Annotated in this window: 18 protein-coding genes and 1 pseudogene; 8 read left to right on the plus strand and 11 right to left on the minus strand. The window is 73.8% G+C overall.

From position 1 onward, the window contains the following. Positions 1 to 73 precede the first annotated feature (73 nt). The gene (locus tag ABEB13_RS23215; protein WP_345707037.1) at positions 74 to 3,364 is read left to right on the plus strand and encodes a sacsin N-terminal ATP-binding-like domain-containing protein; all 3,291 of its coding nucleotides are present in this window, start codon (positions 74 to 76) and stop codon (positions 3,362 to 3,364) included. Here the strand turns inward: ABEB13_RS23215 and ABEB13_RS23220 are convergent. Continuing rightward, a complete protein-coding gene (locus tag ABEB13_RS23220) occupies positions 3,352 to 5,820 on the minus strand; it encodes an HAD-IC family P-type ATPase (RefSeq protein WP_345707038.1) in 2,469 nt (822 codons plus the stop codon). The two genes, ABEB13_RS23215 and ABEB13_RS23220, sit on opposite strands and share 13 nt — an antisense overlap. Before the next feature lie 51 nt (positions 5,821 to 5,871). Further along, positions 5,872 to 6,174: a DUF2530 domain-containing protein gene (locus ABEB13_RS23225; RefSeq protein ID WP_345707039.1), complete on the minus strand. Its 303-nt coding sequence runs from the start codon at positions 6,172 to 6,174 to the stop codon at positions 5,872 to 5,874. Between the two features lie 352 nt (positions 6,175 to 6,526). Here ABEB13_RS23225 and ABEB13_RS23230 point away from each other — a divergent pair, with 352 nt between their 5' ends. After that, positions 6,527 to 7,897 (plus strand): NCS2 family permease, encoded by a 1,371-nt coding sequence (locus ABEB13_RS23230; protein ID WP_345709787.1) that lies wholly within the window; start codon positions 6,527 to 6,529, stop codon positions 7,895 to 7,897. Between the two features lie 152 nt (positions 7,898 to 8,049). Here the strand turns inward: ABEB13_RS23230 and ABEB13_RS23235 are convergent, their stop codons facing one another. Together ABEB13_RS23235 and ABEB13_RS23240 are read right to left on the minus strand one after the other, a co-directional pair. Beyond that, positions 8,050 to 8,523, minus strand: a complete 474-nt coding sequence (locus tag ABEB13_RS23235; protein ID WP_345707040.1) for an NUDIX domain-containing protein — start codon at positions 8,521 to 8,523, stop codon at positions 8,050 to 8,052. A gap of 130 nt (positions 8,524 to 8,653) precedes the next feature. Beyond that, positions 8,654 to 9,004: a DoxX family protein gene (locus ABEB13_RS23240; RefSeq protein WP_345707041.1), complete on the minus strand. Its 351-nt coding sequence runs from the start codon at positions 9,002 to 9,004 to the stop codon at positions 8,654 to 8,656. A 96-nt stretch (positions 9,005 to 9,100) separates the two neighbouring features. Between ABEB13_RS23240 and ABEB13_RS23245 the strand changes: the two genes are divergently transcribed. After that, positions 9,101 to 9,493 (plus strand): winged helix-turn-helix transcriptional regulator, encoded by a 393-nt coding sequence (locus ABEB13_RS23245; protein ID WP_345707042.1) that lies wholly within the window; start codon positions 9,101 to 9,103, stop codon positions 9,491 to 9,493. Between the two features lie 162 nt (positions 9,494 to 9,655). On the opposite strand, the gene ABEB13_RS23250 is transcribed toward ABEB13_RS23245, so the two are convergent. After that, positions 9,656 to 11,992 (minus strand): arylsulfatase, encoded by a 2,337-nt coding sequence (locus ABEB13_RS23250; protein WP_345707043.1) that lies wholly within the window; start codon positions 11,990 to 11,992, stop codon positions 9,656 to 9,658. Positions 11,993 to 12,131: 139 nt separating this feature from the next. Then, positions 12,132 to 13,094: a formylglycine-generating enzyme family protein gene (locus ABEB13_RS23255; protein ID WP_345707044.1), complete on the minus strand. Its 963-nt coding sequence runs from the start codon at positions 13,092 to 13,094 to the stop codon at positions 12,132 to 12,134. Positions 13,095 to 13,496: 402 nt separating this feature from the next. Between ABEB13_RS23255 and ABEB13_RS23260 the strand changes: the two genes are divergently transcribed. Continuing rightward, positions 13,497 to 15,188, plus strand: a complete 1,692-nt coding sequence (locus tag ABEB13_RS23260) for a hydrogenase maturation protein (RefSeq protein ID WP_345707045.1) — start codon at positions 13,497 to 13,499, stop codon at positions 15,186 to 15,188. An 81-nt stretch (positions 15,189 to 15,269) separates the two neighbouring features. On the opposite strand, the gene ABEB13_RS23265 is transcribed toward ABEB13_RS23260, so the two are convergent. Continuing rightward, complete coding sequence (locus tag ABEB13_RS23265) at positions 15,270 to 16,139, minus strand: MHYT domain-containing protein (RefSeq protein WP_345707046.1); 870 nt, start codon at positions 16,137 to 16,139, stop codon at positions 15,270 to 15,272. A 302-nt stretch (positions 16,140 to 16,441) separates the two neighbouring features. On the opposite strand from ABEB13_RS23265, the gene ABEB13_RS23270 reads away from it, so the two are divergent. Together ABEB13_RS23270 and ABEB13_RS23275 are read left to right on the plus strand one after the other, a co-directional pair. Further along, a complete protein-coding gene (locus ABEB13_RS23270) occupies positions 16,442 to 16,876 on the plus strand; it encodes a MarR family winged helix-turn-helix transcriptional regulator (RefSeq protein ID WP_345707047.1) in 435 nt (144 codons plus the stop codon). Between the two features lie 364 nt (positions 16,877 to 17,240). Beyond that, positions 17,241 to 18,524 carry an MFS transporter gene (locus ABEB13_RS23275; protein WP_345707048.1) on the plus strand — a complete coding sequence of 428 codons (1,284 nt, stop codon included), beginning with the start codon at positions 17,241 to 17,243 and terminating at the stop codon, positions 18,522 to 18,524. 58 nt (positions 18,525 to 18,582) lie between these two features. Here ABEB13_RS23275 and ABEB13_RS23280 read toward each other — a convergent pair whose 3' ends face one another. Beyond that, the gene (locus ABEB13_RS23280) at positions 18,583 to 19,098 is read right to left on the minus strand and encodes a GNAT family N-acetyltransferase (RefSeq protein WP_345707049.1); all 516 of its coding nucleotides are present in this window, start codon (positions 19,096 to 19,098) and stop codon (positions 18,583 to 18,585) included. Positions 19,099 to 19,167: 69 nt separating this feature from the next. On the opposite strand from ABEB13_RS23280, the gene thpR reads away from it, so the two are divergent. Then, complete coding sequence (gene thpR, locus ABEB13_RS23285) at positions 19,168 to 19,761, plus strand: RNA 2',3'-cyclic phosphodiesterase (RefSeq protein ID WP_345707050.1); 594 nt, start codon at positions 19,168 to 19,170, stop codon at positions 19,759 to 19,761. A 28-nt stretch (positions 19,762 to 19,789) separates the two neighbouring features. Here the strand turns inward: thpR and ABEB13_RS23290 are convergent, their stop codons facing one another. Beyond that, positions 19,790 to 21,556 (minus strand): glycoside hydrolase family 35 protein, encoded by a 1,767-nt coding sequence (locus ABEB13_RS23290; protein ID WP_345707051.1) that lies wholly within the window; start codon positions 21,554 to 21,556, stop codon positions 19,790 to 19,792. Between the two features lie 89 nt (positions 21,557 to 21,645). On the opposite strand from ABEB13_RS23290, the gene ABEB13_RS23295 reads away from it, so the two are divergent. Continuing rightward, the gene (locus tag ABEB13_RS23295; protein ID WP_345707052.1) at positions 21,646 to 22,488 is read left to right on the plus strand and encodes an AraC family transcriptional regulator; all 843 of its coding nucleotides are present in this window, start codon (positions 21,646 to 21,648) and stop codon (positions 22,486 to 22,488) included. Between the two features lie 247 nt (positions 22,489 to 22,735). On the opposite strand, the gene serC is transcribed toward ABEB13_RS23295, so the two are convergent. Both serC and ABEB13_RS23305 read right to left on the minus strand, forming a co-directional pair. Beyond that, positions 22,736 to 23,854 carry a phosphoserine transaminase gene (gene serC / locus ABEB13_RS23300; protein WP_345707053.1) on the minus strand — a complete coding sequence of 373 codons (1,119 nt, stop codon included), beginning with the start codon at positions 23,852 to 23,854 and terminating at the stop codon, positions 22,736 to 22,738. A gap of 118 nt (positions 23,855 to 23,972) precedes the next feature. Next, positions 23,973 to 25,072 (minus strand): annotated as a pseudogene (locus ABEB13_RS23305) (citrate synthase 2). Positions 25,073 to 25,139: the final 67 nt, after the last annotated feature.

A 25,139-nucleotide genomic window follows, 5' to 3' on the forward strand; every position in this document is an offset into this window, starting at 1 on the left:
GGCGTGGCGTCCGCCGCCGGCGGAGGAGAATGCGGCCGTACGCACGGCAGCGCGACGGAAGGCGGCAGGGCCAGTGGAGCCTCGGATCATCGGCGGTACGGACGGGCAGGCGGCGGACGTCTTCGACACGGCCGGGCTGCGCCACCGGGTCCTGGACGCCTGGACGGCCGCCCCCGCCCGCTTCCGGGAGGACGCCAACGCCGAGGAGGAACTCGCCCTCGGCGGGTACCGCGACCGGCTGGTCGTCGAGCTCGCGCAGAACGCGGCCGACGCCGCCGCCCGCGCCGGCGTCGCCCCCGGCCGGCTGCGCCTCACCCTGCGGGACGGCGTCCTCGCCGCCGCCAACACCGGCGCCCCGCTCGACGCCGCCGCCGTCGAATCGCTCTCCACCCTGCGCGCCTCCGCCAAGCGCCCCGACGGCGCCCCCACCGTGGGCCGGTTCGGCGTCGGCTTCTCCGCCGTCCTCGCGGTCACCGACGAACCTGCCGTGCTCTCCACCCACGGCTCCGTCCGCTGGTCCCTCGCCGAGGCCCTCGCGCTCACCGCCGACCGCCCCCGGCTCGCCGAGGAACTGCGCCGTCGCGAGGACCACGTCCCGCTGCTGCGGCTGCCCTTCCCCGCCGAGGGCGCCGCACCGACCGGCTACGACACCGTCGTCGTCCTGCCGCTGCGCGACGCCGCCGCCCAGGACCTCACCCGCCGCCAGCTCGCCGAGATCGACGACGCCCTGCTGCTGACCCTGCCCGGGCTCGCCGAGGTCGTCGTCGAGACCCCGGACGGCGTCCGGACCCTGACCCGCACCGCCGGCGACCAGAACCCCGACGGCATCACCACCGTGACCATCACCGACGACACGCAGCAGACCGTCTGGCAGACCGTCACCGCCGCCGGCGCCGTCGCCCCGGAGCTCCTCGCCGACCGCACCACCGAGGAACGCGCCCGCCCGTACTGGTCGGTGACCTGGGCCGTGCCGGTCTCCGACACCGGGGTGCCGCAGACCCTCGGCACCGCCCCCGTCGTGCACGCGCCCACGCCCAGCGACGAGCCGCTCGGCGTGCCCGCCCTGCTGATCGCCGGGTACCCGCTGGACTCCACCCGCCGGCACGTCGCCCCGGGCCCGCTCACCGACTTCCTCACCGAGCGCGCCGCCGACGCCTACGCCGACCTGTTGCGGGCCCGCGGCGCCGACCTCGGCTCGCTCATCCTCGTCCCCGGCCCGCTCGGCCACGGCACCCTCGACAACGCGCTGCGGACGGCGATCCTCGGCCGCCTGCCCGGCACGCCGTTCCTCCCGCACCCCGGCCCGGTCGAGGAGGGCACCCCGGCGCTGCGCCCCCGCGACGCCACCCTGCTGGAGGGCGCCGACACCTCGGTGGTCGCCGCGCTCGCCCCGATCTTCCCCGGCCTGCTGCCGGCCGGGCTGGAGCGGCGGCCCGAACTGCGCGCCCTCGATGTCCGCCGGGTGCCGCTCGCCGAGGTCGTCGACCAGCTCGGCGGCCTGGAGCGCGAGCCCGCCTGGTGGCGCAACCTGTACGCGGCGCTGGTCGGCGCCGACCCGGAGGCGCTCGGCGCGCTGCCGGTGCCGCTGGCCGACGGCCGGACGGTCACCGGGCCCCGCCGCGTCCTGCTGCCCTCCGACCCGGCCGACTGGGCCGGCTACGAGGGCTACCCGGACTCCCTCGCCGAGGCGCTCGGCCTGCTCGACCTGCGGCTGGCCCACCCGGAGGCCGCGCACCCGCTGCTGGCCAAGCTGGGCGCCGCGACCGCGACCCCGGCCGGGATCCTCGACACCCCCGAGGTGCGCGCCGCGGTCGCCCGCTCGCTGGAGCTCGGCGAGGACGACTTCGACGCCGCCGTGGACCTCGCCGACGCCGTGCTCGCCCTGGTCAGGGCCGCCGAGGCGGGCCCCGGCGACCACCCGTGGCTGGCCCGGCTGGCCCTGCCCGACGACGAGGGCGAGCTCAGCCGGGCCGGCGAGCTGATCCTCCCCGACAGCCCGCTGGCCGCCCTCGCCCGCGAGGGCGACGCCGCGTACGTCGACGAGGACCTGCTGGAGCGCTGGGGCCCGGACGTGCTGGCCGCGGCCGGCGCGCTGGCCGGCTTCGTGCTGGTCCGCGCCGAGGACGTGGTGCTCGACCCGGACGACCTGGAGCGGCTCGATCCGACCGTCCCCGCCGACCGGGCCGCCGGCGGCGCCCCGACCGGCCTGATCGACGAGGCCCCCGACGGCCTGGCCGACTGGTGCGAGGACACGCTGGAGCTGCTGCACGCCGACGACAGCGGCGAACTCGGCGTCCCGCCGGTCGCCGCCGAGCTGCTGGCCGTGCGCGACCTCGACCTGGTCGACAACCGGGCCTGGCCCGAGGCGCTCGCCGTCCTCGCCCGCCCGCCCTACCGCGACGCCGTGGTCAACCCCGTCCGCACCCTGCTGCCGGACGGCCGCTACGTCGACCTGCCGCCGTACACCTCCTGGTGGCTGCGCGACCACCCGGTGCTGGACGGCCGGGAGCCGGCCGGCCTGCGCGCGGCCGGCGCCGACCCGCTGCTGCGCGGCCTCTACGACGAGGCCCGCACCACCCTCGACGAGCAGTTCCTGCACGCGCTCGGGGTGCGCACCACGCTGGCGGCGCTGCTCGCCGAGCCGCACGGCCCGGAGGAGCTGCTCGACCGCCTGGTCGACGACGCCTCCGAGGTGACCCACCGCCAGCTGCACGGCATCCACACCCAGCTCGCCGCGCTGGCCGCCGAGCGGGTCGAGCCGCTGGACGTCGTCCGGGCGCTGGCCCCGCTCGACCCGGAGACCGGCCGCCGTCCCGACACCACGGTGGTGGTCGACGCGTCCGCGGCCGTCGTCGCGGATGCGCCGGACCTGGTCGCGCTGCTGCACGACCACCCGGTGCTGCCGGTCGCCCCGGAGCTGGCCGCCGCCCTCGCCGAGCGGCTGCACGTGTCGCTGGCCAGCGAGGTGGCCGGCGGCCGGGTGCTGTCCGAGGGTGCCGTGCACCGCGTCCCGGCGGTCGTCCGCGAGCTGCTGCCCGGCTGCCCCGCCGTCTACGAGGAGCACGAGGAGCTGCTGGTCGTCGGCCCCGACGGCGGCGAGGCGCACGTCGACTGGCGCTGGGACGCGGCCGCCGACGCCCCGGAGCTGCCGTACGACCCGGAGGAGGCCGAGAGCGGCGACCTCGACGACGAGTTCGAGATCCCGCCGGTGCCCGGCCTGCTGCACGCCGCCACCCCGGAGGGCCTCGCGGCCGGCCTCGCCTGGTCGGTGGGCCAGTGGCACCGCCGGTTCGAGGTCCTCGCCGCGCTCGCCGAGCCCGACCGCGCCTACGAGCTGCTGAACGCCCGCGACTACGAGGGCTGACCGGCGCGCGGGCGGGTGGCTCCGGGCCGCCCGCCCGCCGCCGGCTCCTGGTCCGTCCGCAGCACGATCACCCGCCAGACCACCTCCAGCAGCACCCCGGCGACCAGCGCGATCAGCACGCCGGTCAGCGGACCGCGGACGCCGACCAGCTGGAGCTGGAAGAAGTCCGACAGCCAGGGCACCGTCAGCACCAGCGCGAACGCCCCGCCCATCGCCCCGATCAGCAGCAGCCGCCACCAGGTGTACGGCCGCGCCACGATCGCCAGCACCCACAGCGCCACCAGGAACAGCGTCAGCGTCGCCACGCTGGTGTCCGCCTCCAGATCGGTCGCGGTGTCCGCCCGCGCCAGCATGTACGAGGTGAAGGTCGCCGTCCCGGCGATCACCCCGCCGGGCACCGCCAGCCGCAGCACCCGCCGCACGAACCCGGTGCGGGCCCGCTCGCTGTTCGGCGCCAGCGCCAGGAAGAACGCCGGGACGCCGATCGTCAGCGTCGACAGCACCGTCGAGTGCCGCGGCAGGAACGGGTACGGCACGTGCGTGAAGACCACCAGCAGGGCCAGCAGCACCGAGTAGACCGTCTTCACCAGGAAGAGGTTGGCCACCCGTTCGATGTTCCCGATCACCCGTCGTCCCTCCGCCACCACCGAGGGCAGCGTGGCGAACGAGTCGTCCAGCAGCACGATCTGCGCCACCGCCCGGGTGGCGTCGCTGCCGGTGCCCATCGCCACGCCGATGTCGGCGTCCTTGAGTGCCAGCACGTCGTTGACGCCGTCGCCGGTCATCGCCACGGTGTGCCCGCACGACTGCAGTGCCCCGACCAGCTCGCGCTTCTGCTGCGGGGTGACCCGGCCGAAGACGGAGGTGCGGTCGGCGATCTCGGCCAGCCCGTCCGAGCCAGCGGCGGGCAGCGTCCGGGCGTCCACCGGCTGCTCGGCGCCCGGCAGCCCGAGGTGGGCGGCGACCGCGCCCACCGCCACCGCCGAGTCGCCGGAGATCACCTTGGCCCGCACCTGCTGGTCCTCGAAGTAGCGCAGCGTGTCGGCGGCATCCGCCCGCACCCGCTGCTGGAGCACCAAGAGCGCCAGCGGCTGCAGGCCCTCGGCGACGCCCGGGTCGTCCAGCGGCCGCGGCGAGCGGCCCAGCAGCAGCACCCGCAGCCCCTGCGCGCCCAGCGCGTCCACCTCGCCCAGCTCCGGGTGCCCGGCCGGCAGCAGCACGTCCGGCGCCCCGAGCAGCCAGGCTGCCGCGCCGCCCTGCGGCTCCTGGAACCACACCCCGCTCCACTTGCGGGCCGAGGAGAACGGCAGTGAGTCCACCACCCGCCAGCGGTTGTCGGGCGGTGCGCCGACCGCGTCGATCACCGCCTGCATGGACGGGTTCGGCCGCACGTCCACCGCGCCCATCGCCGCGAGCGCCTCCGCCAGGTCCGCACGTTCCCCGAACGGCCCGCCGCCGTCGGCCAGCGGCCGCAGCTCGCGCAGGTCCATGCCGCCCTCGGTCAGCGTGCCGGTCTTGTCCAGGCAGACGGTGTCCACCCGGGCCAGCCCCTCGATCGCCGGCAGCTCCTGCACCAGGCACTGCCGGCGGCCCAGGCGCACCACGCCGATCGCGAACGCCACCGAGGTCAGCAGCACCAGGCCCTCCGGCACCATCGGCACGATGCCCGCCACCATCCGGCGCACCGCCTCCTGCCAGTTGTGCCGCTCCACCGCCAGCTGGCTGATGATCAGGCCGAGCGCGGTCGGCACCAGCAGCCAGGTGATGAACTTGAGGATGGCGTCGATGCCGCTGCGCAGCTCCGAACGGACGAGGGTGAAGCGGCTGGCCTCCTCGGCGAGCTGCGCCGCGTACGCCTCGCGGCCGACCCGGGTGGCGGTGAAGGCGCCGGCGCCGGCGACCACGAAGCTGCCCGACATGACCGGGTCGCCGGGCCGTTTGAGGACGGGGTCGGGTTCGCCGGTGAGCAGCGACTCGTCGATCTCCAGGCCGTCGGCGGTGGTCACCGCGCCGTCCACGACGACCTTGTCGCCCAGGGCCAGCAGCACGGTGTCGTCGAGCACGATGCCCGCGGTGGCGACGGTGGTCTCGGCGCCGTCCCGGCGGACCCGGGGGCGGGCCTCGCCGACCAGGGCGAGGCTGTCCAGCGTCCGCTTGGCCCGGAGTTCCTGGACGATGCCGATCGCGGTGTTGGCGACGATCACCAGGCCGAAGAGTCCGTCCTGGAGGGGCCCGACCACCAGGATGATCGCGAACATGACGCCGATGATCGCGTTGAAGCGGGTGAGGACGTTGGCCCGGACGATCTCCCGTACGGAGCGGCTGGAGCGGACGGGGACGTCGTTCACCTGGCCGCGCGCGACCCGGTCGGCCACCTCGGCGGCGGTCAGCCCGCCGGGCCTCGCGGGAGCACCGGGTCGCCCGGTCTCGGCCGTGCCCTCCGCGGGATGCGTCATGGCACGACTCTATGGGGGCGGTTTGCCCCGTGCTGTCCCGGTTCGGACGGATCAGTCCAGACGGGTGGCGGCGCCGCCCGTCTCGCCGCTCGGGTCGGCAGCGGCGGCCTCCGCGGCGCGGGCGCGGCGGATCGCGTCCCGGCGGGCCCGGCAGTACCAGAGGCCGATCAGGCCGAGCAGGCCGCCGGAGAGGCAGATCCACGGCCAGTCGCCGTGGCCGTGGTCGGAGAGGGTGCCCCAGAACGGCAGCAGCACCAGGAAGGCGACGAACCACAGCACCGTGCCGCCGCCGACGATGGCGACGTCGTTCGCCTCCAGGGGTGGGGGCGAGGGGCGCAGGGGTGTCTTCGGCATGGCCCTAGGGTACGGCGGCGGGCGGCGGCACCGGCAGGGGAGTCGGGCGGGCGCGGCGCGAGGCCCCCGTCTGAGGGCGATTGTCCTCCGTCTGCAGGTAAGGGGTCGGCTCTACGCGCGAAGATGGCGTGTGCACGAGCGAAAACCCATACTGGGGATTCCGGCTGGCTACCGGCGGGTCACCCCGCCTTCCCCCGTCGCCGGCGGACCCGGCCAGTGATGCCCAGGTCCCTCCTCCTCCGCCCCCACCCGACGAGGACCTGCGCATGTCTCCCCAGGCCCGGTCGACCTCCGTGTCCGACGCGCCCTCCGCTCCGAAGCCCCCGCCGGAGCACTCGACCGCTTCTTCCGGATATCCGAGCGCGGCTCGACGCTGCCCCGTGAGATCCGCGGCGGTGTCGCCACCTTCTTCACCATGGCCTACATCCTGGTGCTGAACCCGATCATCCTGGCCAACGCCACGGACATGAACGGCGCGCACCTGAACAGCGGCCAGCTGGTCACCGCGACCGCGCTCACCGCGGGCATCACCACCCTGCTGATGGGTGTGATCGGCAACGTCCCGATCGCGCTCGCCGCCGGCCTCGGCGTGAACAGCATCGTCGCCCTCCAGCTGGCGCCCAGGATGACCTGGCCCGAGGCCATGGGCATGGTGGTGCTGGCCGGCATCGCGATCATGCTGCTGGTCGCCTCCGGCCTGCGCGAGCGGGTCATGAACGCCGTTCCGCTCGGCCTGCGCAAGGCCATCGCGATCGGCATCGGCCTGTTCATCGCGCTGATCGGCCTGGTCGACTCCGGCTTCGTCAGCCGGATCCCGGACGCCGCGCACACCACCGTCCCGCTGCAGCTCGGCGGCAGCGGCCACCTGCTGGGCTGGCCGGTGCTGGTCTTCGTGCTCGGGCTGGTCCTCACCCTGGTGCTGCTGGTGCGCAAGGTCCCCGGCGCGATCCTGATCAGCATCGTGGTCTCCACCGCGGTCGCCCTGCTCATCGAGCAGCTCGCCGGCCTCGGCGGCCAGGCCTGGGGCCTGACCGTGCCGACCTGGCCGGGCAACCCGGTCGCCGCACCCGACTTCGGCCTCATCGGTCACGTGAGCCTGTTCGGCGGCTTCCACCACGTCGGCATCCTCACCGGCGTGCTGTTCACCTTCACCGTGCTGATGTCCTGCTTCTTCGACGCGATGGGCACCATCCTCGGCGTCGCCGACGAGGCGCACCTGCTCGACGCGAAGGGCGACCTGCCCGGCATCAACAAGATCCTCATGGTCGACGGCATCGCCACCGTGGCCGGCGGCGCCGCCTCGTGCTCCGCCAACACCTGCTACGTCGAGTCCACCGCGGGCGTCGGCGAGGGCGCCCGGACGGGCTTCGCCTCGATCGTGACCGGTGCGCTCTTCCTGGTGGCGCTGTTCCTCTCCCCGCTGGCCACCATGGTCCCCGCCCAGGCGGCCACCCCGGCCCTGGTCACCGTCGGCTTCCTGATCCTGGCGAACTCCATCACGGAGATCGACTGGTCCGACTACACCATCGCGATCCCGGCGTTCCTGACGATCATCCTGATGCCGTTCACGTACTCGATCACCAACGGCATCGGCATGGGCTTCATCATGTTCTGCATCCTGCGCCTGGCCGTCGGCCGCGGCCGCTCGGTGCCGGTGGCGCTGTACGCCGTGTCCGCGGTGTTCGCCTTCTACTACCTGATGCCGGCCCTCGGTCTGAACTGATCCGGTACTTCTGATCTGCGGGTACCTTCCGCAGACACGCGTCGAGCCCTCTCCTGACTGCCAGGGGAGGGCTCGTCTCGTTGACCGGAAGTACGGCAGCTTCGCTGGACCGATGGGCACGACCACCAAGGCGGACGGCTCCGCCTCGATCGTCAAGTGAGCGGCGCCCCGTGCTCCAGGTATGCGATTCCGGCGGTTGCGCGAGCAGCACAGGCAGCGTGGACGCGGCGGGCCATGCGTGGGATGAGGTGGGCGTCCACCCGGTCGATCTCGTGGAACGCGTACGCGTCGATCTCCACGCCGTCGAGGTTGATCTCGGCGAGCCACTCGGGCGAGAGCGTGCCGCCGTCGAAGACGAAGAGCAGCTTGTCGCCCTCGGTCGGGTGCGGGGCCCAGTCGGCGGCCAGAAGGCGGCCGATCGGCGGGGTGACGCCGAGTTCCTCCCGGACCTCCCGGGCGGCTGCCTCGCTCGGCGTCTCGCCGGGGTGCACGTAGCCGCCGGGGATCTCCCAGCCAGGCTTGTACGTGGGCTTCACCAGGAGCACCCGGCCGGTGTCGTCAAAGAACAGCACACCGGCGGTGGTCCGGGGCTGCGCTACCGCCTCGCTGTGTTCGGAGTCGCTCATGCCGGCGACCGTAGCCGCCGGGACGGGGCAGCCCACGACAGGGAGGCGCTGGGCGATCCCCGCACGTCGATGGCGGGAATTCCTCGGCGTCGGGAACGAGGGCGAGTTCGAGCGTGTGGCGCACAGCGGATCAGAGGGTGGCAGTGTGCAGCACGATCAGGGCGACGGAGGCCACGGTGAGGACCGCTGCCGGGGACGCGCCCTTGTGGTCGCCGACGCGCAGGTGGAAGGCGACCGCCCCGGCGAAATAGAGCGTCAGACCGATCGCGGCGGCGATGCCGACAGGTCCCCACCAGAGTCCGGCGATCGCACCCGCCGCGCCCGCGATCTGAGCGCCGATCAGGAACGCCATCATGCTCTGCGGCACTCCGAGAGTGGACATCTGCTCGGTGATGTGGCGCGTCCGCAGAGACTTGGCTCCGGCCGATATCAGGAGAAGCGCCGACACGATCACGGTGACCACGGCAAGGGGGACGAACATGGCTGAGACCTCAATCATGCGAGACGTGAGCAGGGCGGCGTGCGCACCTGGACGACGATAGGCGGCCGTTAGGTACCTCCAGGTAACCTTCGGGGCATGAGCCTGCGACCCGGAGTCGCCTTCCTCGCCGACTGCCCCGCTCTCCTGGCCATGGAGATCATCGCCAGCAAGTGGTCCATGGTCACGCTCTTCGCGCTGACCGATGGCCCGTTGCGACACGGCGAGTTGGTCGAGCTGAGCGGTGGCATCTCGCGCAAGGTGCTGACCCAGACGCTGCGCCGGCTCCAGGCCAACGGGCTCGTCGAGCGGCACGCGTACGCGGAGGCGCCGCCGCGCGTGGAGTACTGCCTGACCGATCTGGGGCGAACCCTGGAGGAGCCCATCAGGATGCTCACCGCATGGGCGCGGGAGAACGGCGAGGCGGTCGTCACCTTCCGGGAAGCAGCCGAGGCGGCCGTGGTCATCGAGGCGGACGGGCTCCCCTGCTGAAGTCCCCTCCTGCCGGTGAGGGTCCGAATCGTTTCTCATCACCAGCAGTGGGCGTGATGCCGGCGCTCGGCCTGAGCCGATCCGGGCTTCCGTCGGCGGATCCCGCCCGCGGACGCGCGTCGAGCCCTCCCCGGTCACCGGGGAGGGCTCGATCCGTGGGGGCTACTCGCGGGCGAGCATGGCCTGCGCCTCGGTCTCCAGGTCGATGTACGGTTCGCCGCTGACGTCGACGGCGACGCGGTGGAGGGTGGCGCCGGTGAAGGCCCAGGGGGCGGTGCCGGGGTAGTGGTCGGTGACGGCCTCGCCGCTGTCGCGGCCGATGTTGAGGCCTTCGCCGGCGAGGGTGAACCGGCCGGGCTGGGTCTTGATGCGGCCCTCGCCGACCTTGTGGTCCCCGTGGTAGAGGCTGAGGATGCCGGTGGCGACGCCGGGTGTGACCTCGCCGTCCTTGTCGAAGGCCGCGGCGAGGATGAGCTTCTCGCCGACCGGGAGCTCCTCGCCGGCGGTGATCAGCTGGTGGTCGGTGCCGAGGAAGTTGTAGACGTAGTGCAGGCGGTTGTCCCGGACGAACAGGGCGTGCCCGCCGAAGCGGCCGCCGTGGGCGAACAGTACGCCGGACGCCTCGCGGCCGGGGACGTCGACGAGCGCGCCGATGGCGTAGGAGCGGTTGCGGATGTTGACGGCGACCGCCTCGGGAACCTCGGAGCCGCCCGGCCGGTAGGTGTAGCGGTTGCGGGGCGGGGTGAGCTGCGGGCGCGGCGTGGAGAGGATCTCCAGTGCGGAGCGGTCGTCCAGGGGCAGGGCCTGGTTGACACCGGCCTCGTAGAACCACAGGCCGATCAGTTCGGTGAGTCGCTGCGGTTCCTGCTGGGCGAGGTCGCGGATTTCGGAGCGGTCCTCGTCGGTGTGGTACAGCTCCCAGGTGTCCTGGCCGTAGTTGCTCCAGCCGCTGATCGCCGGGTGGGTGGTGACGGCCTTCCAGCCCTGGTGCCAGATGCCTCGGGTGCCGAGCATCGAGTAGAACTGCGTCGTGCGGGCGGACGGCACGGTGGGTGCGTCGAAGGAGTAGCGCATGCTGACGCCCTGCAGCGGGACCTGGACGTGCCCGCGGACGCTCCCGGGCATCTCCACACCGATGCAGTCCAGGACGGTGGGGACGATGTCGATGGCGTGGTGGTACTGGGAGCGCACCTCGCCCCGGGAGGCGATGCCGGCCGGCCAGGACACGATGCACGGGTCGCAGGTGCCGCCGTTGAAGGAGTACCGCTTCCACATCTTGAACGGCGCGTTGAAGGCCATCGCCCAGCCGTTGGGGTAGTGGCCGTACGTCTCGATGCCGCCGATCTTGTCGATCATGGCCATGTTGTCGTCGATGTCGTCGGCGACGTTGTTGAAGAACTTGTTCTCGTTGACCGAGCCGTTCGGGCCGCCCTCGCCGGACGCGCCGTTGTCGGACACCACGACGAAGATCGTGTTGTCGAGCTGGTCGATGTCCTCCAGGTAGGCCATGAGCCGGCCGACCTGGTCGTCGCAGTGCGAGAGGAACCCGGCGTACGCCTCGGCCATCCGCGCGAACAGCCGCCGCTCGTCCGCGCTCAGCTCTGCCCACGGACGGGTGAAGTCCAGGGCGGGGAACGGCTCGCCGCCCGGGCCGGTGCGGGTCTCCGGGGTGCCGATCGGGTTCAGCGCCGGCAGTTCGGTGTTGGCCGGGACGAGGCCGAGCTCCTTCTGCCGGGCCAGGATCTCCTCGCGCATCGCCTCGTAGCCCGCGTCGAAGCGCCCCCGGTAGCGGTCGATCCACTCCTTCGGCGCCTGGTGCGGGGCGTGGGCGCAGCCCGGCGCGTAGTAGAGGAAGACCGGCCGTTCGGGGGCGATGGCCTTGACGTCGTCGAAGTACTGGATGGCCTTGTCGGTGATGTCGACGCCGAAGTGGTAGCCCTCCGCGGGGGTGGCGGGCTGTTCGACGGGGTGGTTGTCGTGGACGAGGTCCGGGTACCACTGGCTGGTCTCGGCGCCGAGGAAGCCGTAGAAGCGTTCGAAGCCCCGGCCGAGCGGCCAGCTGCGACGGGTGGAGGCGAGGTTCATCTCGTCCTCCGGGCACAGGTGCCACTTGCCGGTGATCGCGGTGCTCCAGCCGCGCTCGACCAGGACCTCGGCGAGGGTCGCGCACTCGGGCGGGATGTGGCTGTTGGCGTTCGGGAAGCCGATCGCGGCCTCGCTGATGCACGCCATGCCGTTGGTGGTGTGGTTGCGTCCGGTCAGCAGCGCGGAACGGGTCGGGGAGCACAGCGCGGTGGTGTGCCACTGCGAGTAGCGCAGGCCCTGTTCGGCGAGCCGGTCGATGTTCGGGGTCTCGATCGGGCCGCCGTAGCAGCTCATCGCGCCGAAGCCGACGTCGTCCAGGACGACGTACACCACGTTCGGCGCCCCCTCGGGCGCCTTCGGCTGCTCGTATGCGGACCAGTCCGGCACCGAGTCCCGCACGTCCAGGTTCACCACACCGCGAAACGTCCCAGCCACCGCGCACCTGCCTTCCGGAACGGGGCTGCGCCACCGTGCCGGGCGCAGACCTCCGGCGCCATCCTCACGGCGCGGCCGGGGGCCCGCAGCCCGGGTGGGCCGGCCGGGTGAGGGGGCGTCAGCGGATGACGCAGCGGAAGCCGAGGTGGCAGGTGGCGGTGTCCTCGCTCTGTCCCTGCCGGGCCGCGGGGCGGTAGCGGAGGCAGTAGTTCGGTGCACACAGGTGCGAGCCGCCCTTGATCACCCGGCGTGGGAACCGCTCCGGGGCCGACCTGCCGGGGCCGGCCGGCTGCGGGGTGTCCACGCGGGGGTTGCGGGGCGCGCAGCAGGCGCCGGGCGCGGGGTCGGGGCGACGGGCGGCGTAGTGGTCGGCCGTCCATTCCCAGACGTTGCCGGCCATGTCGTGCAGACCGTAGCCGTTGGGCGGGTAGGTGCCGACCGGGGTGGTGCCGGGGGCGGGGGCGGTCCGCCCGGAGGGCAGGTACTCCCACGGGAAGCGGCCGTGCCAGGTGTTCGCCATCCGGCGGCCCCTGGGTGCGAAGTCGTCGCCCCAGGGGAAGACGGCGGAGTCGAGACCGCCCCGGGCGGCGAATTCCCACTCCGCCTCGGTCGGCAGGTCCTTGCCGGCCCAGGCCGCGTAGGCGCGGGCGTCCTCGTGGGCGACCTGGGTGACCGGGTGGCGTTCGCGCCCGTGCAGGGTGCTGCCCGGGCCGTGCGGGTGGCGCCAGGACGCCCCCGGCAGGTAGCTCCACCACCGGTGCCAGTCGTCCAGGTCCACCGGGCCGGAGGTCATCCGGAAGACCAGGGCCCCGGGCACGAGGGCGTCCGGGTCCGCGTCCGGGTAGTCGGCCGGGTCGAGCGGGCGCTCCGCCACGGTGACGTGGCCGGTCGCCTTCACGAAGCGCCGGAAGGCGGCCACGGTGACCGGGGACTCGTCCATCCAGAACCCGTCCACCGAGACCGTCCGCACCGGCCGTTCCTCCGGGTAGAAGTCCGCGGAGCCCATCGGGAAGGTGCCGCCGGGGATCCACGCCATCCCCCGGGCCGGCGCGGCGGGCGGGCGCTGTGCGGTCGTCGTCATGACACCGACGGTGCACCTGCCGCATCCGTCCGCCCCGCCGACACGCCAGGGCGGCCGCACCGGCCCCGGAACCCGGGGCGGTGGAGCTGTCCGGTGCCGGCGCGCGACGGTGTCCGTGCGCTGGAGCCCGGGTGGCGGTCCCGGGGTGATCCCGGGGCGATTCGCGGCATGGAACGCACGTTCGTGGCGGGTGTTGTGCAGGGCTGATGACCTGCCCCGAACGGCGAAGTTTCGTGTCCATGACCATGGTTGGATGACCGCACCGAGCCATCGGCCGAACGGGGGGACCGCGGCCCGTGCGACGCCAGGAGTGGTGACACGACGGGTCCGACGGGTACCCACCGGTGACCGGACTCGACGGGGGGACCATCCAGCACTGCTGACATGCCGTCGGAGGGCACCTTGCGCATCCTGCTGGTCGCCAGCGCGTTCAACAGCCTCACCCAGCGCGTCCACACCGAGCTCCGCGAGCGCGGGCACACCGTGGCGGTCGAACTGGCGCTCGGCGACGAGCCCGTCCGGGCCGCGGTCGCCCGCTTCGGGCCCGATCTCATCCTCGCGCCGATGCTCACCAGAGCCGTCCCCGAGGACGTCTGGAGCCGGCACACCGTCCTCATCGTCCACCCGGGGCCGAAGGGCGACCGCGGACCCTCCTCGCTCGACTGGGCGATCCACGAGGGCGCCGAGGAGTGGGGCGTCACCGTGCTGCAGGCCGTGGCCGAGATGGACGCCGGCCCGATCTGGGCCTCCGTCCCGTTCGCCCTCCAGCCCTGCGGCAAGAGCGAGTCCTACCGCAACGAGGTCGCCGACGCCGCCCTGGAGGCGGTGCTGCTGGCCGTCGAGCGGTTCGCCGGCGGCTGGTTCGAGCCCGAGCCGCTGGACTACACCCGCTGGGACGTCCAGGGGCGCCTGCGCCCGTACCACAAGCAGGACGTCCGCCGGATCGACTGGGCCGCCGACGACACCGCCACCGTGCTGCGCAAGCTGCGCTCCGGCGACTCGCAGCCCGGCGTGCTCGACGAGATCCACGGCCGCGAATTCTTCCTGCACGGCGGCCACCCCGAGGACCGGCTGCGCGGCGAGAGCGGCGCGCTGATCGCCACCCGCGAGGGGGCGATCTGCCGGGCCACCGTCGACGGCGCCGTGTGGATCCCGCAGCTCCGCCCGCGCCGCACCCCCGGCGGCCCGGCCACCTTCAAGCTGCCCGCCACCCGGGCGCTCGGAGAACTCCTCGGCCCGGTGCCCGAGATCCCCGTCGGCCCGGCCGAGGCGACCGTCCGCACCACCTGGTCGGAGATCCGCTACCGCGAGGACGCGGGCGTCGGCCACCTCGAATTCGCCTTCCCCGGCGGGGCGATGAGCACCGCGCAGTGCCGTCGCCTGCTCGCCGCGTACCGGGCCGCCTGCGCCCGGCCCACCGCGGTGCTGGTGCTCGGCCCGAGCCGCGACTTCTTCTCCAACGGCATCCACCTCAACACCATCGAGGCGGCCGCCGACCCGGCGGAGGAATCCTGGCTCAACATCAACGCCATGGACGACCTGGTCGAGGCGATCCTCACCACCACCGACAAGCTCACCGTCTCGGCGCTGGCCGGCAACGCGGCCGCGGGCGGCCTGATGCTCGCGATCGCCGCCGACGAGGTCTGGTGCCGCGCCTCCGCCGTGCTCAACCCGCACTACCGGCTGATGGGCCTGTACGGCTCCGAGTACTGGACGTACACGCTGCCGCGCCGGGTCGGTGCCGAGGCGGCCGAGCGGCTGACCACCGCGGCGCTGCCGGTCGGCGGTGCGGAGGCCGCGCGGCTGGGCCTGGTGGACGCCGTCCGGCCCGGCGGCCCGGCCGAGTTCCGGTCCTGGGTGCACGCCAGGGCGGCCGAGCTCGCGGGCTCGCCCGAACTCGCCGACCGGCTGCTGGAGAAGAAGCGCCGGCGCGCCGCCGACGAGGATGCCAAGCCGCTCGCGGCCTACCGGGAGGAGGAGTTGACCCACATGCGGCGCAACTTCCTGGACCCGGAGGAGCCCTACCACCGGCTGCGCCGCGACTTCGTGCACAAGGTCTGCCCGACGGCGACCCCGGAGCACCTGCGCGGCTGACCGCCTACGCCCGGAGGCCGGGCCGCCCCTCCGCGTGGTGCGGGAGGGGCGGCCCGGCCTCCGGGCGTTCCGGGCGGACCGTCAGCGGTGCTGGGCCGGGGCCGGGTTCGGCTGCAGCGGGGCCGACCAGGCGGGCGGCGCGGTGCGCCGCTGGCCGGGCGCGGGCTCGAAGGCCGGCCGCACGGTCGGGATCGGGGCGGCCGGCCCGACCAGCACCGGCTGCGCCCGGCCGTGCCGGCTCGGCGCCACCGCGAAGGCCAGCGCACTGATGAACACGTATGTGCCGAAGCCGACGGCGAGCGGGAAGACGAACTGCAGGGCGACCACGCCGCCCGGCGTGCCGCCCTCGGGGTCGAGGTGGACCGAGACCGCCATCATGCCGGTGTAGTGCATCGCGCAGACCGCGACGCCCATGACCGGTGCGGCCGCGAGCACCGCGCCGGTGCCCTTGATGTTGAGGGTCGCCCAGAGGGCGGCGGTCGCGGCGAACACCGCGATCGCGACCGAGGCGGCGACCACGGGGGTGCTGTAGCTCAGCCGGCCGGGGACCTGCATGGCGGCCATGCCGAGGTAGTGCATCGCCGCCACCCCGAGCCCGGTCGCGATGCCGCCGGCCACCAGGGCGCCGCGCGGGCGGGTGCTGTAGCCCACGGTGAAGATGCCCACGCCCACGAAGGCGACAGCGACCAGCAGGCTCAGTACGGTGAGCCAGACGTTGTAGCGGATCTCGGTGCCGGAGACGGCGAAGCCGAGCATGGCCACGAAGTGCATGCTCCAGATGCCGCCGCCGAGCGAGACGGTGCCGAACAGCAGCCAGTTGCGGCGGGAGCGGCCCTCGCTGATCAGGGCCCAGCGCGTGCTGCGCAGGGCGATCAGGGCGCCGAGACAGGCGACGAGGTAGGAGATCGCCGGTGTCACCCAGCCGTAGACCGCGTGATGGATGTGACCCAAGAGGACTCCTCGGACGGAGTGGGGGTGCAAGTTGTCCGCGTGCTGTGTTCCTGTCAACGGGCACCCTAGTCACCGGTTCCGGTCGTGGGCAACGCCGGGAGATTCGGTGAACTCGCAGGTCAGAGTGGGTACTTCACGTGAGGCGCATCTCCCCGACACCAAGTCCTGACGTGATCACCCGGTCGGCTCCGCATTGACGGCGACGCTCCGGCCGTCCGGTCGGTGCGCCGGTCGGGGTGCGTGCCGAGGTGTGATCCAAATCCGGTTTTCTTTAGCCAGGGTAATGACATAGTCTAAGGACCATGCCCGAGATGTCCGAGGACGATCTCGCAGCCGTCAGCCAGCTGCGATCGTCCACGATGCGCCTTGCCCGTCGGCTGAGACACCAGCAGGTCGAGGAGTCGCTGAGCCCCACCGAAATGGGGGTGCTCGGCACCCTGGCCCGCTGCGGCAAGGCGACGCCCGGCGAGCTCGCACGACGCGAGCACGTCCAGCCGCCGTCCATGACGCGGATCATCGCGATGCTGGAGGAGAAGGGTCTGGTACGGCGCGAGCCGCACCCGGACGACCGCCGACAGGTGGTCGTCAGCAGTACCGAGCAGGCCGAGGCGATCCTCATGGAGAGCCGTCGGCGACGCAACGCCTGGCTGGCCGACCTGGCCGAAGGGCTGACCGAGGAGGAGTGGGCGCTGATCCGCCAGGCCGCGCCCGCGCTCTACAAGCTCGCCCATCTCTGACCGCATCGACCGCGTCCATCCGGACGACATCCCACGGCACCCGGAAGAAGGAGTACCGCATCACCGCAGGAACGATTCGTGACACCGCAGGCCCGACGGCGCACCTGCCCGCCGCCGCGCCCCGAGGGGAGACCGCCTTGACACCGCCGGCCGCAGCCAGCGCCGCCGCCATCCGTACCGACGACCTCACCGCAGACCCGGCACCCGCCGGAGCTGCCACCGCCGAGAGCCAGGCGCCCGCACCCGTGGGCCTGCCCGGCACCGGCGACGACGACCCCTGCGAACGTCCCGCGGCGGCTCCCACCGCCGCGTCGGACCCCGCGGCGGGGAGCCCCACCGGGGCGGGATTCACCAGGCCCGGGGGATGTTCTCCTCCCTCCGGATCCGTAACTACCGCTACTACTTCGCCGGCCAGGTGGTCTCCAACACCGGCACCTGGATGCAGCGCATCGCGCAGGACTGGCTGGTGCTGAGCCTCACCGGCAGCCCCTTCGCGGTCGGTGTGACCACCGCGATGCAGTTCCTGCCGATGCTGCTGCTGGGCCTGTTCGGCGGCGTGCTCGCCGACCGGATGCCCAAGCGCCGGCTGCTGATCGCCACCCAGGGCGCGATGGGCCTGCTCGCCGCGGGCCTCGCCGTGCTGACCGTCACCGGCACGGTGACCGCCGGCTACGTGTACGTCTTCGCGCTGCTGCTCGGCCTGGTCACGGTGGTCGACAACCCGACCCGGCAGGCCTTCGTCAGCGAGATGGTCCCGCCCAAGGACCTCTCCAACGCGGTCAGCCTGAACGCCGCCAACTTCCAGACCGCCCGGCTGGTCGGCCCGGCCGTGGCCGGTCTGCTCATCGCCGCGGTCGGCAGCGGATGGGCGTTCGCGGTGAACGCGCTGTCCTTCGCGGCCGTGATCGGCGGGCTGCTGGCGATGCGGGAGAGCGAACTGCGCCCCACCGCGCCGATCGCCCGCCGGAAGGGCCAGCTCCGCGAGGGCCTGACCTACGTGCGGGAGCGTCCGGAGCTGCTCTGGCCGATGGTGCTGGCCGCCTTCATCGGCACCTTCGGGTTCAACTTCCCGACCCTGCTGTCCGGCTTCGCCTACGACACGTTCAAGGTCGGCGCCGGCGAGTACGGCCTGCTGAACACCGCGATGGCGGTCGGCTCGCTCACCGGCGCCCTGCTGGCGGCCCGGCGCGGCGCGCCGCGGCTGCGCCGGCTGGTCGGTGCCGCGATCGCGTTCGGCGCCCTGGAGGTGCTGGCCGCGTTCGCGCCCGGCTACTGGACGTTCGCCGGGCTGCTGACGCTGATCGGCGTGTTCGGGCTGACCTTCAACACCTCGGTCAACTCGGCCCTGCAACTGGCCACCGACCCCGAGATGCGCGGCCGGGTGATGGGCCTGCTGGTGCTGGTGTTCACCGGCGGCACCCCGATCGGCGCCCCGCTGGTCGGCTGGGTGACCGACCTGTACGGGCCGCGGCTGGGCCTGCTCGCCTGCGGCCTGGTGTCGGCGGCGGCGGCCGGGGTGGTCGCCGTGGTGCTGGCCCGGGCCGCGGACCTCAAGGTCCGGGTCGACCTGCACCCGGGCGCCGGCGGCCGGGTGGTCGCCGTGGTGCCGCGCACCCTGCCGCGGCGGGAGCTGGCGACCGCCTGCTGACCGGTGCGCCGCACGGCCTGCGGGCCCGGCCGTCCCACCCGGCCGGCCGGGCCCGGCGTCACACCCGGACGGCCAGGATCCGGCCGGGCCACGGCCCGGTCGGCCGGTCGACCGTGAAGGCGTCGGTGGACGTGAAGCCGAGCCGCTCGTACTGGGCGACCAGCGCCCCGTCGTCGCCGGCGTAGCAGTCCACCCGCAGCAGGCCGATCCCGCGGCGGCGGGCCTCGGCGACCGCGTCGGCCACCAGCGCGGCGCCGATCCCGCGGCCGGTGTGCTCCCGGTCGGTCACCAGCAGCCGCACGTACAGCTCCCGCTCCGTGACCGGCGGGGCGTAGTCGGGCGGCGTCTCGGCCAGCACGCAGACGCCGACCGTGCGCCCCTGCGGGTCGTCGGCGGCACGCAGCAGGTACTCGGCCGCGTAGCGGTGGATCCGCTCGGCGGCGGCGGGGCGGCTCGTCCAGGGGCGGTCGCCCCACTGGCCGGTGCGGCCGCGGGCCGCCAGCCAGGCGACCGCGGCGTCGAGCAGGGCGAGGGTGGCGGCCGCGTCCTCCGGACCACCGGTACGGATCTTCATACGAACAGTCTGGTTCGTGCCGTGCGGAATTCGGAAGGCCCGGGCGGCCGCAGACGGCAGGATGGGCCCATGAGGCTCTTTGTGGCGGTCAACCCGCCGACCGAGGCGGTGCAGGAACTGGTGGACGCGGCAGCCCCGTTGCGGGAGCTGCCGGGCGCGGAGCGGCTGCGCTGGACGGAGGTGGCCGGCTGGCACCTGACCCTCGCCTTCCTCGGCGACGTCCCGGTGACCGACGTGCCGGCCCTCCAGGACCTGCTGGCCCGGATCGCCGCCGAGCACGGCGCCCACCGGCTGCGGCTCGCCGGCGCCGGCACCTTCGGCGACCGGGCGCTGTGGGCCGGGGTGGACGGCGAGGTGTGGGCCCTGCGCCGACTGGCCGAGGCCGTCCGCGCCGGGGTCGGCGAGATCGGTGTGGAGACCGACGAGTTCGGCTTCCACCCGCACCTGACGCTGGCCCGGACGGGCTCCGCGCGGGGGCGGCGGCGGGCCGAGCAGCGCGGCGCCGCCGCCCAGCTGCAGCAGGTCGCGGCGGGCCTCGACGGCTTCCGCGGCGCCGAGTGGGAGGCCGCGGAGTTCCACCTGATGCACAGTGACACCGGCTTCGGCCCCTCCCGCTACCACAGCGTCGGCGTCTGGCCGCTGGCCCGCTGGGAGGCGCCCTGACCGGGCCGGGGCGCCCCCGGCGCCCGGCTCAGCCCAGCTCGGGCGCCGTCCGCAGCCGGATCCGGAGCGGCCGCGCGGCGCCGAGTTCCAGCAGCACGAACGTGTTGTCCCCCGCGCGCAGCAGCGGCTGCGGGCAGTACAGGGTGATCTGCGGCCCCGCGCAGTCGTAGCGGCCGAGCAGGAAGCCGTTCACCCACAGGTAGCCGTGGCCGCCGTCCGGAACGGCGAGGAAGGCGTCGCCCGTCGACCCCAGGGCGAGCGAACCCCGGGCGAAGCACTCCCCGTCGGGTGCGGCGTCGGTGAACTCCAGGGCCGGCAACGGCTCCAGCGCCAGCGCGGCGGCCCGGCAGCCGTGCAGGTACTGCCGCTCGTGCCGCACCCCGCCGGTGATCCCCTTGGTCTCGCCCACCTGCGGGCCGTAGTTGACCCGGCCCAGCGACTCCACCAGGAGCTCCACCTCGCTCCCGCCGGGCACCGGCAGCGGCTTGTGCTCCACGCCGCGCTCCAGCTCCGCGACGCGCAGCCCGTCCACCCGCAGCACCGCCCGGTCGCGCAGCCCGTCCACGCTCAGCGGCTGCTCGCCCGCCGGGCCCGGCGGGCGGAAGGTGTACCGGACGAGGCCGTGTTCCAGGCCGAGTTCCTCGAAGGTGGGCGGGACGGCGGACGCCACCCCCGGGCCGAACGGCAGCGGCGCCCACGCCGTCAGCGCGACCTCGGCCGGCCCCACGACCGGTGCCGGTGCGGGAAGTTCCGGCACCCGGTCGTCCCGGAAGCGGGCCTCGTCCGGGTGCGCGGCGGCGAACTCCCGCAGCACCTCGCGGAACGCCTCGTACTTGGCGGTGGGCGCGCCGCGCTCGTCCAGCGGGGCGTCGTAGTCGTACGAGGTGGTGACGGGCTGGTACGGCGAGTGCGTCCAGTCGGTCGAGTTGAACGGCGCGTCGGCATGGTTGGCGCCCGCGCCGGTACCGAAGTTGGTGCCGCCGTGCGCCATGTAGAGGTTGACCGAGCCGCCGGCCGCCAGGATCCGGCGCAGCGTGTCGGCGGCGTCCGCGGCGTCCCGGCCGTGGTGCGGCTTGTGCCAGTGGTCGAACCAGCCGTTCCAGAACTCCATGCAGAACAGCGGGTCCTCGGGCCGGTGCCGGCGCAGCAGCGCGAAGGCCTCCTCCGGCTCGGAGCCGAAGTTCACGGTGGCGAGCACCCCCGGCACGGTGCCGCCCGCCAGCATGTGCTCCTCCGGCCCGTCGGAGGTGAACAGCGGCACCGTGACGCCCCGCCGCAGCAGGCCGTCCGCCAGGTGCCGCAGGTAGGCCGCGTCGCTGCCGAACGAGCCGTACTCGTTCTCCACCTGGACCATCAGCACATTGCCGCCCCGGTCGACCTGCCGCTCCACCACCAGGGGCAGCAGCCGGTCGAAGAAGGCGTCCACTGCGGCCAGGTACCCGGCGTCGCCCGTCCGCGCCCGGCGCCCGGCCCGGGCGGTCAGCCAGCCCGGCAGCCCGCCGTTGTCCCACTCGGCGCAGATGTACGGACCGGGCCGGACGATCGCCCACAGGCCCTGGGCCGCGGCCTCGTCCAGGAACGCGCCGAGTTCGGCCATCCGCTCGAACCGGCCTTCGGCGGGCTCGTGCAGGTTCCACGCCACGTACGTCTCGACGGTGTTGAGCCCCATCGCGCGCAGCGCGGCCAGCCGCTGCGGCCACTGCTCGGGCCGGGTACGGAAGTAGTGCATGGCGCCGGACAGGATGCGCAGCGGGCGGCCGTCGAGCGCGAACCCGGTGGAGTCGTAGGTGAGCATGTCCCCAGCCTGCAAGAACGCCCCGGCGGCTGCCATGGACAAACCCCGGGTGTCTGTTGGATTGTCGTGACGCCGAGGAGGGAGGGGCGATGGACCGCTGGTGGCAGTACCTGACGCCGGGCCCGGCGCAGCTGGCGACCGGCCTGGCCTGTCTCGGCGTCGGGATGCAGCGCGGCCGGCTGCCCACCGTGGGCCCGCGCACCCTGGACCGCTGGGTCGCCGTGCTGGTCACCGGCGGACGCGGCTGGTTCGCCGCACCGGACGGCGACCGCAGGCCGGTGGTCGCCCCGGCGGTGCTCTGGCTGCGCCCCGGTGTCCCGCACCACTACGCGCCGGACGAGGGCGGCTGGGCGGAGTCCTTCCTGGACTTCACCGGACCGGCCGTCGCCGCGTACGCGGAGCTCGGCCTGCTGCCCGAGGACGACGTCGTGCCGCTGACCGGGACGGAGGCCGCCGAGGCGGTCATCGCCAAGGTGGCCGGCGCGTGCCGGCGCGGCGGCCCGCTGGCCGGTGCGGCCGCGGCGGCGGGCGTGCACGAGCTGCTGGTGGAGCTGCGGCGGCACCGCGCCGACCTCGACCCGGCCGGCGCGCCCGTGCTGGAGGGGCTGCGCCGGGACGCCTACCTGCCCCTCTCGGTGGCCCAGCACGCCGGCCGGGCCGGGATGACGGTGGCCGAGCTGCGCCGGGCCGTCCGCGCGGCGGGGGCGGTCGGGCCGAAGGAGTACCTGCTGACCGTGCGGCTCGACGAGGCGAAGCGGCTGCTGGCCTCGGCGGAGCTGCCGGTCGCCGCGGTGGCCCGCCGGGTCGGGTACGAGGACCCGGCGTACTTCACCCGGATCTTCACCCGCCGGGTGGGGCTGGCCCCGTCGCTGTTCCGGGCGCAGGAGTACCGGGGGACGGCCGGTGCCCCGGCCCCGCGGAGGACCGACTAACCTCGATGCCGTGGACCCGAAGACTCGCATGCGGATCGTGACCGGCGCGCTGGTGCTGCTGCTGGTGGTCGTCGTCGTCAGCTCGCTCGTCGGGCGGTGATCCGGCCGGACCCCGGGCCCGCGCCGCCGCCCGCCGTGAGCGCCGCCCGCCGTGAACGCCGACCGCCCGTGCACACCGCCCCGAACGCGCAGGGCCCCCGCTCCTGGGAGCGGGGGCCCTGCGCTTCGTCCGGGTGCGGCGGCGCCGTCAGAGCTGCTCGACCACGTGGTCGATGCAGGCGGTGAGGGCCTGGACGTCCGCCGGGTCGACGGCCGGGAACATCGCGATGCGCAGCTGGTTGCGGCCGAGCTTGCGGTACGGCTCGGTGTCGACGATGCCGTTGGCGCGCAGCGCCTTGGCGATGGCCGCCGCGTCGATCGACTCGTCGAAGTCGATGGTGCCGACGACCTGCGAGCGCTCCTCGGCCTTGGCCACGAAGGGCTGCGCGAAGGAGGACTTCTCGGCCCAGGAGTACAGGATCGAGGAGGACTCGGCCGTCCGGGCGACGGCCCAGTCCAGCCCGCCGTTGCCGTTCAGCCAGTCCAGCTGGTCGGCCAGCAGGAAGAGCGTGGCGACCGCCGGGGTGTTGTACGTCTGGTCCTTCGACGAGTTGTCGATCGCCGTCGGCAGGTCGAAGAACGGCGGGATGTACCGGCCGGAGCCGGCGATCTCGGCGGCGCGCTCCAGTGCGGCCGGCGAGAAGGCGGCCAGCCAGAGGCCTCCCTCGCTGGCGAACGACTTCTGCGGGGCGAAGTAGTAGACGTCCGTCTCGGTGATGTCGACCGGCAGGCCGCCGGCGCCCGAGGTGGCGTCGACCAGGACGAGCGAGCCGGCGTCCGCGCCCGCGGGGCGGCGGATCGGCATGGCGACACCGGTGGAGGTCTCGTTGTGGGTGAGCGCGTAGACGTCCGCGCCCGCCTCGGCGGTCGGCAGCGGGTGGGTACCCGGCTCCGACTTGATCACGGTGGGCTCGGCCAGCCACGGGGCGGCCTTCACCGAGGAGGCGAACTTGGAGGAGAACTCGCCGAAGTTCAGGTGCTGGGACTTCTCGCGCACCAGGCCGAAGGCGGCGATGTCCCAGAACGCGGTGGAACCGCCGTTGCCGAGCACCACCTCGTAGCCCTCGGGGAGGGAGAAGAGGCTGCTCACGCCCTCGCGCACGCGCTTGACCAGGTTCTTGACCGGGGCCTGGCGGTGCGAGGTGCCGAGCAGCGAGGTACCGGTGGCGGCGAGGGCACTCAGGGCCTCGGGGCGCACCTTGGACGGACCGCAGCCGAAACGGCCGTCTGCGGGCTTGATGTCAGCGGGGATCTGGATCTGAGCCACGGCCGCAGCCTACTGCCCCGGGTTGCGGAGTGGTTACGGCCGTCCGCCCGCTGAGATGTGATCTTCCCTGCGCCAGGGGGTCCGGGCGGCTGCCCGGACCCCCTGACGAGTGAATGCGTCAGTGCGCGATCGACTCGTAGCCGTCGACCTCGCGCGGGCTGCGCGGGCCGGGGCCGATGTAGCGCGCGGAGGGGCGCACGAGGCGGCCGGTGCGCTTCTGCTCCAGGATGTGCGCCGACCAGCCGGCCGTCCGGGCACAGGTGAACATCGAGGTGAACATGTGCGCCGGGACCTCGGCGAAGTCCAGCATGATCGCGGCCCAGAACTCCACGTTGGTGGCGAGCACGCGGTCGGGGCGGCGGTTGTGCAGCTCCTCCAGCGCGGCCTTCTCCAGCGCCTCGGCGATCTCGAAGCGCGGCGCGCCGAGCTCCTTGGCGGTGCGGCGCAGCACGCGGGCGCGCGGGTCCTCCGCGCGGTACACGCGGTGGCCGAAGCCCATCAGGCGCTCGCCCTTGTCGAGGGCCTTCTTCACGTAGCCGACCGCGTCGCCGGTGCGCTCGATCTCCTCGATCATGCCGAGCACGCGGGACGGCGCGCCGCCGTGCAGCGGGCCGGACATCGCGCCGACGGCGCCGGACAGCGCGGCCGCCACGTCGGCGCCGGTGGAGGCGATGACGCGGGCGGTGAAGGTGGAGGCGTTCATGCCGTGCTCGGCGGCGGACGTCCAGTAGGCGTCGACAGCCTTGACGTGGCGCGGGTCGGGCTCGCCGCGCCAGCGGATCATGAACCGCTCGACGACCGTCTCGGCCTTGTCGATCTCGCGCTGCGGGACCATCGGCAGGCCCTGGCCGCGGGCCGACTGGGCGACGTACGACAGGGCCATCACGGCGGCCCGGGCGAGGTCGTCGCGGGCCTGCTCGGCGGAGATGTCGAGCAGCGGCTGGAGGCCCCAGACGGGGGCGAGCATGGCGAGCGCGGACTGCACGTCGACCCGGATGTCACCGGAGTGGACCGGGATCGGGAAGGGCTCCGCGGCGGGCAGGCCCGGATTGAACTTGCCGTCCACCAGCAGGCCCCACACGTGGCCGAAGGAGACGTGGCCCACCAGTTCGTCGATGTCCACACCGCGGTAGCGCAGCGCGCCCCCTCACGGTCGGGTTCGGCGATCTCGCTCTCGAAGGCGACTACACCTTCGAGCCCGGGTACGAAGTCGGACATCAGACGGCTCCTTCAGTGATCCGTTCCGGCGGGCCGCGGTGGTGGGGCGGCGCGCCGGGTGACCGGT

Origin of the sequence: Kitasatospora paranensis, from assembly GCF_039544005.1 — a bacterium.
In the GTDB taxonomy this organism is placed as follows: Bacteria; Actinomycetota; Actinomycetes; order Streptomycetales; family Streptomycetaceae; genus Kitasatospora; species Kitasatospora paranensis.

What these genes read in the sequence shown, in the direction of transcription:
- ABEB13_RS23220 (WP_345707038.1), bottom strand. Translation starts at nt 5,820, where the DNA reads ATGACGCATCCCGCGGAGGGCACGGCCGAGACCGGGCGACCCGGTGCT.
- ABEB13_RS23225 (WP_345707039.1), bottom strand. Translation starts at nt 6,174, where the DNA reads ATGCCGAAGACACCCCTGCGCCCCTCGCCCCCACCCCTGGAGGCGAAC.
- ABEB13_RS23235 (WP_345707040.1), bottom strand. Translation starts at nt 8,523, where the DNA reads ATGAGCGACTCCGAACACAGCGAGGCGGTAGCGCAGCCCCGGACCACC.
- ABEB13_RS23240 (WP_345707041.1), bottom strand. Translation starts at nt 9,004, where the DNA reads ATGTTCGTCCCCCTTGCCGTGGTCACCGTGATCGTGTCGGCGCTTCTC.
- ABEB13_RS23245 (WP_345707042.1), top strand. Translation starts at nt 9,101, where the DNA reads ATGAGCCTGCGACCCGGAGTCGCCTTCCTCGCCGACTGCCCCGCTCTC.
- ABEB13_RS23255 (WP_345707044.1), bottom strand. Translation starts at nt 13,094, where the DNA reads ATGACGACGACCGCACAGCGCCCGCCCGCCGCGCCGGCCCGGGGGATG.
- ABEB13_RS23270 (WP_345707047.1), top strand. Translation starts at nt 16,442, where the DNA reads ATGCCCGAGATGTCCGAGGACGATCTCGCAGCCGTCAGCCAGCTGCGA.
- ABEB13_RS23275 (WP_345707048.1), top strand. Translation starts at nt 17,241, where the DNA reads ATGTTCTCCTCCCTCCGGATCCGTAACTACCGCTACTACTTCGCCGGC.
- ABEB13_RS23280 (WP_345707049.1), bottom strand. Translation starts at nt 19,098, where the DNA reads ATGAAGATCCGTACCGGTGGTCCGGAGGACGCGGCCGCCACCCTCGCC.
- thpR (WP_345707050.1), top strand. Translation starts at nt 19,168, where the DNA reads ATGAGGCTCTTTGTGGCGGTCAACCCGCCGACCGAGGCGGTGCAGGAA.
- ABEB13_RS23290 (WP_345707051.1), bottom strand. Translation starts at nt 21,556, where the DNA reads ATGCTCACCTACGACTCCACCGGGTTCGCGCTCGACGGCCGCCCGCTG.
- ABEB13_RS23295 (WP_345707052.1), top strand. Translation starts at nt 21,646, where the DNA reads ATGGACCGCTGGTGGCAGTACCTGACGCCGGGCCCGGCGCAGCTGGCG.